Here is an 11,544-nt window from a genome sequence, read left to right as displayed (position 1 = left end):
TGTTTGTCTTTGTCTTTGTCTTTGTCTTTGTCTTTGTCTTGCTTTTTCTATGACTTTTTTATGGGACTAAGCAAATCTAAATCAAATTAGTGTTAAGTAACAGGCATCGTTTGTTATGGTTTTGACCAAAAATGTCATTTCATAGAAGCCGTTCGTCGCTATATAGATGTGTCGAGCTGGATATTAATTATGCTGACGACGTTTTACTTTATTGTCATAGTGACAGCATTATTCAAGGCATGACTATGCATCTGATGCACTTGGTAACAAAATAATCTCATAATATGAATAGCTTGAGTTAAGAGCATATACATTGCTGCACCAGTAAGACAAAAGTCTCGGCAACCAAACGACGAATGTCTTATACTAGTGGGCTTGATTTATAGGCTAATACCTTGATAAACCAGTAGTGATACATCATGGTATAGCGCAAGTGTTAGTCATGAAAGATGGCAATGAGCAACCAGCAATGATCAACCAGTGAGGCAAGTATGAATAGCGTAGAGAAACGAGCAATCCTCGGAGTCGGTGGCATTTTCGCCTTACGTATGATTGGCTTGTTTATGATTGTGCCGGTATTTTCTGTTTATGGTGAAAATTATGCACACGCAACGCCATTTTTAATTGGTTTGGCCGTTGGTATTTATGGATTAGGGCAGGCGATCTTTCAGATACCGATGAGCCTTGCTGCTGATAAGTTCCCGCGTAAGCCTATTATATTTTTGGGATTGATACTGTTTGCTGTAGGCGGCATGATTGCGGCAAACGCGACGGATATATATGAGGTTATCATCGGTCGGGCGCTGGCAGGTAGTGGCGCGGTCTCTGCTGTACTTATGGCACTATTGGCAGATGTGACTCGTGAAGAGATGCGTACCAAAGCGATGGCCACGATGGGTCTAACCATTGCGACTTCCATCATGCTCGCTTTTGCTTTTGGGCCATTATTAGTCGGTTCGCTCGGTATTTCTGGACTGTTTTGGCTGACGTCAGGATTTGCTGTTTTGGCGATGCTGCTATTAGTGGTTATACCGACGCCTATGCGCGTGCTCAAACACAATCTGGATAATAAAACCATTGGTCAGCAATTAGCGACAGTTCTCAAAATTGGCGATCTAAACCGCTTACATATTGGTATCTTTGCGCTACATCTAACGATGACTGCCATATTTGTGATATTGCCGCACCAGCTTAGCGAAGTACTTGGCTTATCAGTACGTCAGCAAGGACTGGTTTATTTGCCGCTATTGTTCATTGGCTTTGCCATTGCGATACCATTTATCATCATCGCTGAAAAGAAACGCAAAATGCGTCAGGTGTTTTTGGGCGCGATTGCTTTGATGACTGCTGCTTTAGCGTTATTGGCGCTTGGTAGTCAGCTCGGTGTTGGTATAATATTGGGCTTGCTGCTGTACTTTATGGGCTTTAACTTGCTTGAGGCGACGATTCCTTCGTGGATATCTAAGCGTGCACCAGTCGCCAATAAAGCAACGGCGATGGGTCTTAATTCCTCTAGTCAGTTCTTTGGTGCGTTTGTCGGCGGGGCGATGGGTGGTCTGCTATTAAGTCAGTCTAATTTATTGGCGTGGGGTATATTGGCTATTATTATGGGTGCAGCATTACTCCTAATTATTCCAATTGCACAGCCACCTTATCTATCGAGCACGACGGTCACTATACCCAAAGACATCAATATTCAAGACTGGTCACGAAAAATGCTAGCAGTAGATGGCGTTGATGAGTTGGTGGTAATGGCAAAAGAGCAAGTCGCTTATCTAAAGCTAGACAAAACACAGTTGACGGATGATTCACGTCAGCAGCTATCGAGTTTGGCACAAAGCCCGCTAGATATCTAATACGCTATATAATAATTTCAGGCTTATAGTTTGATATAGAAATAAAGCCAAATAGCAAAAACTGCACAGACATCAATCGTATAAACCACCAATATCAATAAGTGAAAACTAACTGTTTATCTCTATTTAAAAGGAATTAATATGAGTAAGTTTAAGATATTGTCTGGTAGTTTTATTGAGGTTAGAAAGAAAGCGCATTGCTCAATAGCGAAGTTAACAGCAGGTCTGGGCTTATCAGCCATGCTATTAACTTCTGGATGTGCCACGCAGAATATTCAGGCGTATCAGAGCACTACACCGACGCTCGATATGCATGAGTTTTTTTCGGGTCAGATCGATGGCTGGGGAATGTTCCAAGGTCGAAATGGCGAAGTCAAAAAGCGCTTTTATGTCGATATTGATGCGATCCATGAGGGCGATGATGTCATTGTCCTAAATGAGAAATTCTCGTGGGTAGATGGCACCAAATCGCAGCGTATATGGCGTCTGACTGAGCAGGCAGATGGCAGTTGGAAAGGTGTGGCAGGTGATGTCATTGGTGAGGCAACAGGACAAGTGGTTGGCAATACGCTGCACTGGAATTATTTATTAGAGTTACCTGTTGAGGACAAGACATACAAAGTGACGTTTGATGATTGGATGTATCTTATCGATGAGGATGTCATGCTTAATCGCTCAGTGATGAAAAAGTTTGGTGTAGAGCTAGGTAGCGTGACGTTGAGTATGCATCGCAAACCTGCTGATACTAAATAAAAAATTCTGAATCGCTTGGTAACAAATAAGGTGCGATGCAATATTGATAAAGATAAATGGTTCTATTGAGTATCTTAAAATGGCAAAATAGCAGCACTTTGATCTATTAAACCCTATAGGATTGACTGATATACCAAGATAAAATGTCTAAGCGACATATACTGACGTGCGCCATAGGTAGCCTGTAGCTATTTTGATAAAAATTGGTTAAAGTAAAATTATAAAAGTGATAGTGCCAATTGATGCTATCAGATAACGATTAAAACAGTTTGTTAAACTATTCACAAATGAAAGGACAGTATCATGCGCGGAGTTAATAAAGTTATCATCATCGGTAACCTCGGAGCAGATCCTGAGGCACGCCAATTCAGCAATGGCGGTAGCGTAACCAACATTTCGGTTGCAACATCAGAGCAATGGACAGACAAGCAAAGCGGTGAAAAAAGAGAAGCGACAGAGTGGCATCGTATCGCACTCTTCAATCGTCTAGGTGAAATCGCAGCGCAATACCTGCGCAAAGGCAGTAAAGTTTATATCGAAGGTAGTTTACGTACACGTAAATACCAAGACCAAAGTGGGCAAGACCGTTATATTACTGAGATTCGTGCCGAACAAATGCAGATGCTTGATGGCATGAGCGGTGGTCAAAGTGATAATAGCTTTGGTGGTCAAAACCAAGGTTATAACAATCAAGGTAGCCAGAACAATCAAAATAACTTTGGTCAGCAACCAAATAATCAGCTGGCACAGCAAGGCGGCTATAACCAACCAGCTGCTCAGGGCGGCCAGAATAATTTCAATAATCAAGCACCTGCACAGCAAAACCAGTTCAACCAACAAATACAAAAACCTGCACAATCTAAGCCTACGGCAATGCCAGATGGCCCTGTAGATGATGATATTCCTTTCTGAATCATATAAGAAAGAAATGTTGAAAAAGCTCTGCAATTGCAGGGCTTTTTTAATGCTTGCTATCTGAAAATATAGTTTAGTTGTTATACTTTTAACATAGTTGAACTAAGGTTTTGTTAAAGACATTTTTAACGTATTTAGTTTGCTCTTAGTATTCGATCATTATTAAACTTAAGTTTATTTAATAATGATCGAATACTATTGATTTGTGGATTAGTTAGTATGATTGATACCTTCTATATCCTATATGGACCGTTTATACCAAAAAATAATGATGATTGGTGATATTTAGTTTTAAAAATTGCTATACTATTTTTATATGACGTATAGTTAATATATATTGATTATCTATAAATAAATAAAATAACTCTCGATAACAATGATTAAAGTTTTACTTCAACTTATGATTAGTTAATAAATCGAAAGCTGTTTAGATAAAATACATTTATATGAAGTAGTAGACTTCTTTAAAAAGCACTCTAATATTGGCATAGTAAGTGACAGAGGTACTGTAGTACTACCTTGAAGGTTAATAGTTGTCCAGAGGGTAGTACAGAAAGTTACTACTATAGTATTTGAGCTTTATACTTAATCTTTATTAGGTATAATTTCGATAAAATTGCTATTACTTTAATAGTAGATTTTTGTCGAAAAATTTTTATAAGATTCTTATGATAGTAAAGATACTAAAACTTTGTTTTCTTGCTAAAAACACTCTTGGGCTTATTATATAAATAATGATGACTTATGTGTTTAGATTTACCTTAAACTAAGTTATCTAAAGTAGATACAATAAGCATCTGTTTTTATTTATAGATGATTATAAAAGGTGTGTTTAGAGAGTAAATACTATTTAGTTATATTTTATACAAAGGTTTAACTGCCAATGAACGATTTGTTCGTGGTATATTTTAACGAAAAATAATACCTCAATAGAGGTCACACTCTTACTTTATAGTTGGATTTATTATGAGCAAAAATAACGCAATTGATTTAGAAAATTTGAACGTAGATGAGTTACGTGCTATCACTGAAAACGCTCAACAACTTATTGCTAAAAAACAACATCAACGTTTATATGATGCTTACATGCAGTTCGAGCAGATTGCTGAAGATAGCAGTGCAACGATCGAAGAAATATTGAAAGCTGGTGAAAAGTTAGAGAAAAAACGCAGTATTAAATACCGTAATACTAGTGACCATAGTGAAACTTGGACTGGCCGTGGCCGTAAGCCAACATGGTTGGTTGAAGCGCTAGCAGCAGGGCGCGATATCGAAGATTTTGCTATTTAATTAGTTATTTTCTTATAGAAGTATCTCCTGTGAGCCAGTTCGAAGTCGCGATTAATCATGGTGTATTTACAGCTATTTAGCGATAGATAGAGCTGTTGTTCTGAAAATAAAAGCCAGTATCTTTACTGCCAGTATTTTGGCAAAAAGATACTGGCTTTTTTTCTGTCATCTGTATGCCATTGTTTGTTATGATAATGACGTTTTTGTCTTATATAAGAGTTGTACAACTGTGGCCCAAGTATCTGAGTTTTCTCATAAACGTCCCCGAAAGCTCTGGTGGCTGGTTGGGTTTGTGCTGTTTGCGTTATTTGCTGTTTTGCAAATGCCAGCAGTATGGTTACTTGAGAAATATGCACCAGATACGCCTTATGTGCAGCATGTATCTGGCAATGTATGGCAAGGTGCAGCTATTTGGCAATTGCCTATGTCATCGTCGTCGCTCATAGGTATGGCAGAATGGTCATGGAAGCCTTGGCTGCTATTTACAGGTAAGCTAGGTGCGGATGTCAATATTCACTCATCACAGACACGCCTGAATGGTCAAGTTAAGCTTGGGTTAAACTCATGGCAAGTGGACAACATGAGTGGAAAAATTGCACCTGAGACGCTAGCGAGCATGGTCAACTGGCAGCTGCCAAACACACCTATTCAAGTAAATAATGTATCACTAACCCGTCATTCTGATACAAGTGACTCATCCAATAGTGAGCCTGCTAAAGATTCTGGCGGATTCAGTGCCGCAGATGGTCAATTGACTTGGATCGGTGGCGAGGTAGGCTATCCTAGCGGTGATAAAGTTTTTTATATTAAGATGCCCACCCTAAGAGCTGAACTTAGTACAGAGCAAAAAAACAATCAAGATTTGCTGCATATTAACTTACTGAACAATCAAGATAAGCGTTTAGGGGATCTGTATATCGATAGCGATAATATGCTTGATGTCAGTTTGACGCAGCGCTTGCTCGAGAATATGCCTGAGTATAAAGGGCAAGCTCCTCAGGATACACCAGTGGTTAGTGTGCGCCAGCCATTGTTATCTGGTTTGGGAGCGAATTAAATGATTAATATTGCCGCAAGCCTAAAACCTCTTGTTAATACTCTAAATCGTTTTTCAGGTTGGCTATTATTGTTAGCCATTGCTTGGCTATGTTGGACAGCCGCCCGTCTTTTATGGCTATTACTCGCTGCACCTTTAGCACCTACATTGCCTTTGGCACCTCTACAGAATAATGCCAAATCTACCAATGACTATAGCGGCTTATTCGCAATCTTTGCTGATCCTGATCCGATCACCGCAGCCGTGCAACCACCTGCCAATATTGAACTAAAAGGCGTATTGCTAGCCATACCTAGGAGCATGTCTTCGGCGTTATTGAATGTCAATGGCGAAGTCAAAAATTACCGAGTTGGTGATGAGCTAAGAGAAAGTGATTATACGCTTGTGGCTGTTGACTGGAATTCAGCTATCATCGCTGATGCCAACGATAAAGAGACCGTTATTAAAATGCCAGAAGCGATGCCATTAGACCAAAGTGATATGTTGGCGGGCGGCATCAGTAATCAACGTTTGCCAAATAATAGTATGCTGCCTACAGCGCCCCAGCCAGTACCAAACGCTGTTCCGGAGGCAGAAGGGACAAATGGCTCAAATACTCCAAGTAACCCACAGTCAGTTATCGAAGAAGCGGTTATGGCCTTGCAGGAAAACCCTGCCAGTTATCTCAGTAGGATGGGGGTAATGGCATCAGGTGAGAGCTACCAAGTAACAGCGGCGATGCCTGCTGGACTACGTAATCGTTTAGGGTTAGAGCCAGGTGATAAGGTATTAACCGTTAATGGACAGAGCGTAGGTAACAACCCTGCGCAAGATGCTGGTGTACTTCAGCAAGTACAACAATCAGGTGAAGCACAGATAGAGGTTCAACGTGGTGAGCAAGTTATTACGATTCGCCAGCAGTTTTAGCAAGATGGATTTTTAGTAAAATTACTCCTTAAAAACTCAGCACATAGTAAGCAATATCACTGTAGGTAATCATCAATATGGTAAGTTTTTATAATTTTTCAGTTAAGCCTTTACACCGTAGCCTGCAGCGTCTGATGCGCTTGTGTCGCCCACTTTGTCTAGCAGTACCATTATGGGCTGCTGGTGTTGGTCTTGCCAATGCTGAGAGCTGGAAAGTCAACCTACAAGACGCTGATATAAAAGCCTTTATCAATGAAGTTGCAACCATTACGGAACAAAACTTTGTTCTTGACCCACGTATCAATGGCAATGTCACCGTCATCTCCAACAAAGCATTATCCCGCGATGAGATTTATCAGTTATTTTTGAGCGTGATGCAGGTGAATGGTATTGCTGCGATTGAATCGGGAACGACGACAAAACTGGTGCCAGATAATATTGCTAAACAATCGGGTGTGGCTGTTGATTTACGCGGTGATAGTGTTGGTGAGTCACTCGCCACTCGGGTTACTTATTTGACCAATACCCAAGCTGCAGAAGTGTTGGGGGTTATTCGTCCATTGATGCCGCAGTCGGCTCATGCAGCCGCTGTACCTGGTGTTAATGCGCTGGTTTTGTCCGATCGAGCAGATAGCCTTAATCAGTTGACAGCACTTATCCGTGATTTAGACAGTAATATAAATGACAGTTTGCAAGTGATACCGCTACGCCATGTTGATGCGGAACGTATGATGGAGTTAATTAGCGCCTTAGTAGCAAGTGCGGGCAATGGACAAGCACAAGGTGGTAACAATCAACTAAAAGTGATTGCCGATACGTCGAGTGATAGGCTGCTGGTCAAAGGCAGTCCTGAAATGATTGCTAAAGTCCAAGAAATGGTCAATCAATTGGATACCACACCTACCAGACGTCTAAGTGGTCTACGTGTTTTTCGCTTAAAGTATGCTAGTGCCGGCCATATCGCTGATATGTTACGCGGTTTACTTGCGAATCAATCTATCAATAGTGCAGGCGCAACCTCAACACTAGAGTCAGCTTCGCTAAATGACGCAAGTAGCACAGGCACTGCAATTAATAACACAGCCAGCAATAGCATTGGTAGTGGCAGTGCGGCCTCCGTATCGACTAGCAGCACAAATGGAACAAGTACAGGGAAAGACGGTCGTCCGTTCAGTATTATCGCTGACGAGACTCAAAACGCCGTTATCGTTAATGCATCGCCTGAGCTAATGTTTGAGATTGAAGATGCAGTCAACCAATTGGACAGTCGCCGCGCACAAGTATTGATTCAAGCCGCTATTGTTGAAGTGTCAGGCGATGATGCAACTCAGCTAGGCGTTCAATGGGCGCTAGGTAATGCTAATAGTGGCTATGGCGTTGTTAACTTTAACAATGTAGGGGCGAGTGCGACGACACTTGCAGCTGCTGCGCTAGCAGGGTCTAGTACGGCAGGAATTAGCGCTGCCGCTAATTCTATTGCAGGTGCATTGATAGGTATTGGAGACAGTCGCAAAGACAGTCAGGGTAATACAGAGTTTTATGGTGCTATCTTACAGGCGCTTGACACATCTACCAGTGCTAATCTACTGTCCATGCCATCAATTTTGACATTGGATAATGAAAAAGCCAGTATTTTAGTTGGTCAAAACGTACCCTTTGTTACAGGTTCTTTTACCACCAGTGGTAACAACTCAAACAACCCATTTCAGACCATTGATCGTCAAGATATTGGTATTAATCTGAATGTTATTCCTCATATTGGTGACAATGGCACAGTACGTTTAGAGGTATCGCAAGAAGTCTCGTCAGTCGTACCAGGCAGTACGGGTAACTCTAGTGGATTGATTACCAATAAAAGCCTTATTAATACGACCATCCTAGCTGATGATCAGCAGACAATAGCTTTAGGTGGATTGATGCGTGATAACACGACCACAGGCCAACAAAAAGTCCCTGGGCTCGGGAACGTTCCAGTTATCGGCAGACTTTTTCGTTCTGATAACGACAGCACCCAAAAGAGCAATTTGATTATCTTTTTACAGCCGACTATCTTACGTGATGGTGGTGCAGTAGCGAGCGTGACTGAACGCAAATTCAATCAGATGCGAGTATTGCAGCTGGTCATCGACAAAAATGGTACGATCAAGCAATTACCTTTGAGCGGAACTGAGGGTTGGAATGGAGATGTCAGTGCAGATTACGAGCTAATGCCGCTTAACCCCCTAGTTCCTAAACGCGATCAAGCGCCAAAATCTACTACGCAAGGTTTTACGAGAGTAGATAGCCCTAATAGCGGTATCACAACTTACCCTCTCAATCGTTAAAACTCTAGCCATATATATAACGGTTAATATGACTCAATGCGATTAATTAATGTACGATGTGATAAAAGATAATTACATCGTACATTAGCTTGCGTACTCATAACACAGATAAACATAGTCACTCTTATATCTAAGTATATTAGTTACTAATATACTAAGTTACGCATTATGTTTTCCACTACCTTATATCAGACGCTAAAATGACAGATAATAAAAACACAAAAAAATGGCTTGTATTGAGTGTAGCTGCTACTGCGCTACTACTTATTCCTAGACGTAGTAGTCGAAAGGCTAATACAGAAATAGCTGATAACTATGATGCTGTGTCCAAGAGCCATAGCGTTGAAGCTGATTGTAGGGATGAGCTTAGTAAGTAAAAGCTAGTAATCAAAAAATAAAAGTTTAATAATAGGGTAATGACAATATTTTTATATAACCATGCTTGTATGGGAACAGTTATTTAGCATTTATTACTTAGTTCTATGTTTTAAAGAGACGTTTTTGGAGTCTATCAATGTGTGGCATCGAGTCAGCAACGATTGCTGAAAAAAAAGTCGTTAGAGAAATTTTAAAAAATGCTTATCCTCTAATTGATACGCATACGCACTTTGATGCTCCAGTATTTGATAAGGACCGAAGACAGCAGGTAGAGCAAGCCTATAGTCAAGGTATCCGCCACTTAGTGCTAGTAGGTTATTTACATCAGTATTTTGATCGAATGTATGGTACTCAAGATTTTATTAATAAGATGTCGCAATCGTCTGCGATAGAGGCAAATAATCAAGATCAACAATGTATTAAAACGCATATCGCATTAGGCTTACATCCTTTTTATATTGAACAGCATACTGAAGAACATTTAAAACAACTTGAGCAGAGGGTAGTTGAGCGTCGTCCGCTAGCCATCGGTGAAATTGGATTAGATACTTTTACTGATACAATGAAACAGCCTGATGTATTTGCCAAACAGGAGAGGTTCTTTAAGGCACAATTGGATATGGCAGTGGATAGTGATCTGCCAGTGATGCTACACATTCGTAAAGCGCATGCTGAAGCGCTCGCGATCTTGAAAGCGCATGAATATGACGCACATGAACTGGGTGGCATTGCTCACAGCTTCAGCGGTGGTGAACAAGAAGCCAAGGCTTTCGTAAAGTTAGGGTTTAAGCTTGGTGTTACTGGTCAAATTACCAATCCGAATGCTAAAAAGCTACGCCGTGCTATTCAAGTAGCGGTTAATAGTTATGGCATAGAATGCTTGGTCATTGAAACGGACTGTCCAGATATGACACCTATTATGTGTCAGACATCGGATGATACCCATGCACATAATAGAAATGTACCAGCCAACCTGCCTTGGGTATTAGCAAGCTTGAGTAAGCTATTAGAGATACCACATGATAAACTTGCTAAGCAATTATGGCAAAATAGCTGTAATGCTCTGAAAGTAAATTGGGCTTATCCAGTATAATCATATTATGTAGTAAAAGCACAACTGCAATTAGAAGCAAGAAAGTACGAGCCGAAGAAATAGCAACCAAGATATTCAAAAAGAGAATTTGATCTGTTATGAGTGATACCCAACAATGTGAACCGTTAGAATCCGTTGAAGACAGCATTGCACGAGACGGATCGCACCAACAAGATGAGCAATACGATCGTCGTTTCCAAGGAACACGGACACTATATGGCACATCAGCGGTTGATACTTTTTCGGCAGCTCACGTCTACATTATAGGTGTGGGAGGGGTTGGCTCTTGGGCAGCCGAGGCGCTGGCTCGGACAGCAGTGGGAACGATTACGCTGATTGATTTGGATGTGTTAGTTGCTTCTAATGTCAATCGCCAACTGCCCGCATTGGACAGCACATTTGGTCAAAGCAAAATTGAAGCGATGGCAACCCGTATCAAAGAGATCAATCCTGCAGTGAAATTGAACTTAGTTGATGACTTTTTAACGGCAGAGAATGTTTCAACATTACTGCCAAGTCGTGATGTAGCCAAATCTGCAATTGCTGATGGTAAACCGATTGTGATTTTAGACTGTGTAGATGACATGAGTGCTAAACTAGCAATTGCCTTACATTGTCGATTTAATAAACTAAAGTTGGTCTGCGCAGGTGGCGCAGGTGGTAAGATAGACCCAAGTCAGATTAGAGTGAGTGATTTGCGTGATTGTTACCAAGATCCGCTACTTGCTAAGTTACGCAATAAACTACGCCATGAGAAGGGCATTAATAGTGCTTTGAAAGAAAAGTTTGGTATCAAATGCGTCTATTCGACAGAACCGCCAATTGTAGACAAGAGCTGTCAGGCAGGTGGTTTGCAGTGCGGTGGTTATGGCTCAGCAGTGGTCGTTACATCAGTGGTAGCGATGATTATGGTGAGTGAAGCATTACAATTATTAATAAAGCAGACGAATCGTAATTAATACGCCTGCTGTT

At 41.0% G+C, this 11,544-nt stretch carries 9 protein-coding genes; all 9 read left to right on the top strand.

Translation table 11 applies throughout. The annotated features are described in order from the left end of the window. The first annotated feature begins 491 nt into the window (after nucleotides 1–491). Entirely contained in the window at nucleotides 492–1,856 is a 1,365-nt protein-coding gene (locus ACT3QR_RS04130; protein WP_444520126.1) for an MFS transporter, read from the top strand. Between the two features lie 141 nt (nucleotides 1,857–1,997). Further along, nucleotides 1,998–2,609 carry a DUF3833 domain-containing protein gene (locus tag ACT3QR_RS04125; RefSeq protein WP_444520125.1) on the top strand — a complete coding sequence of 204 codons (612 nt, stop codon included), beginning with the start codon at nucleotides 1,998–2,000 and terminating at the stop codon, nucleotides 2,607–2,609. Nucleotides 2,610–2,912: 303 nt separating this feature from the next. Beyond that, complete coding sequence (ssb, locus tag ACT3QR_RS04120; protein ID WP_444520124.1) at nucleotides 2,913–3,521, top strand: single-stranded DNA-binding protein; 609 nt, start codon at nucleotides 2,913–2,915, stop codon at nucleotides 3,519–3,521. 969 nt (nucleotides 3,522–4,490) lie between these two features. Then, a complete protein-coding gene (locus ACT3QR_RS04115) occupies nucleotides 4,491–4,814 on the top strand; it encodes an H-NS histone family protein (protein ID WP_444520123.1) in 324 nt (107 codons plus the stop codon). Between the two features lie 229 nt (nucleotides 4,815–5,043). After that, entirely contained in the window at nucleotides 5,044–5,871 is an 828-nt protein-coding gene (gene gspN / locus ACT3QR_RS04110; protein WP_444520122.1) for a type II secretion system protein N, read from the top strand. Next, nucleotides 5,872–6,777 carry a type II secretion system protein N gene (locus tag ACT3QR_RS04105; protein WP_444520121.1) on the top strand — a complete coding sequence of 302 codons (906 nt, stop codon included), beginning with the start codon at nucleotides 5,872–5,874 and terminating at the stop codon, nucleotides 6,775–6,777. Nucleotides 6,778–6,854: 77 nt separating this feature from the next. Then, a complete protein-coding gene (gene gspD / locus ACT3QR_RS04100; RefSeq protein WP_444520120.1) occupies nucleotides 6,855–9,101 on the top strand; it encodes a type II secretion system secretin GspD in 2,247 nt (748 codons plus the stop codon). Nucleotides 9,102–9,615: 514 nt separating this feature from the next. Further along, entirely contained in the window at nucleotides 9,616–10,572 is a 957-nt protein-coding gene (locus tag ACT3QR_RS04095; RefSeq protein WP_444520119.1) for a TatD family hydrolase, read from the top strand. Nucleotides 10,573–10,670: 98 nt separating this feature from the next. Then, nucleotides 10,671–11,531, top strand: coding sequence for a tRNA threonylcarbamoyladenosine dehydratase (locus ACT3QR_RS04090; protein WP_444520118.1), 861 nt, complete (start codon nucleotides 10,671–10,673; stop codon nucleotides 11,529–11,531). The last annotated feature ends 13 nt before the right edge of the window (nucleotides 11,532–11,544 follow it).

Origin of the sequence: Psychrobacter sp. AOP7-B1-25, assembly GCF_052376195.1 — a bacterium.
Lineage (GTDB): Bacteria > Pseudomonadota > Gammaproteobacteria > Pseudomonadales > Moraxellaceae > Psychrobacter.
This window is presented reverse-complemented; position numbering and strand designations above follow the sequence as displayed.

Coding starts and splice junctions, on each gene's coding strand:
- ACT3QR_RS04130 (WP_444520126.1), top strand. CDS start 492: ATGAATAGCGTAGAGAAACGAGCAATCCTCGGAGTCGGTGGCATTTTC.
- ACT3QR_RS04125 (WP_444520125.1), top strand. CDS start 1,998: ATGAGTAAGTTTAAGATATTGTCTGGTAGTTTTATTGAGGTTAGAAAG.
- ssb (WP_444520124.1), top strand. CDS start 2,913: ATGCGCGGAGTTAATAAAGTTATCATCATCGGTAACCTCGGAGCAGAT.
- ACT3QR_RS04115 (WP_444520123.1), top strand. CDS start 4,491: ATGAGCAAAAATAACGCAATTGATTTAGAAAATTTGAACGTAGATGAG.
- ACT3QR_RS04105 (WP_444520121.1), top strand. CDS start 5,872: ATGATTAATATTGCCGCAAGCCTAAAACCTCTTGTTAATACTCTAAAT.
- gspD (WP_444520120.1), top strand. CDS start 6,855: ATGGTAAGTTTTTATAATTTTTCAGTTAAGCCTTTACACCGTAGCCTG.
- ACT3QR_RS04095 (WP_444520119.1), top strand. CDS start 9,616: ATGTGTGGCATCGAGTCAGCAACGATTGCTGAAAAAAAAGTCGTTAGA.
- ACT3QR_RS04090 (WP_444520118.1), top strand. CDS start 10,671: ATGAGTGATACCCAACAATGTGAACCGTTAGAATCCGTTGAAGACAGC.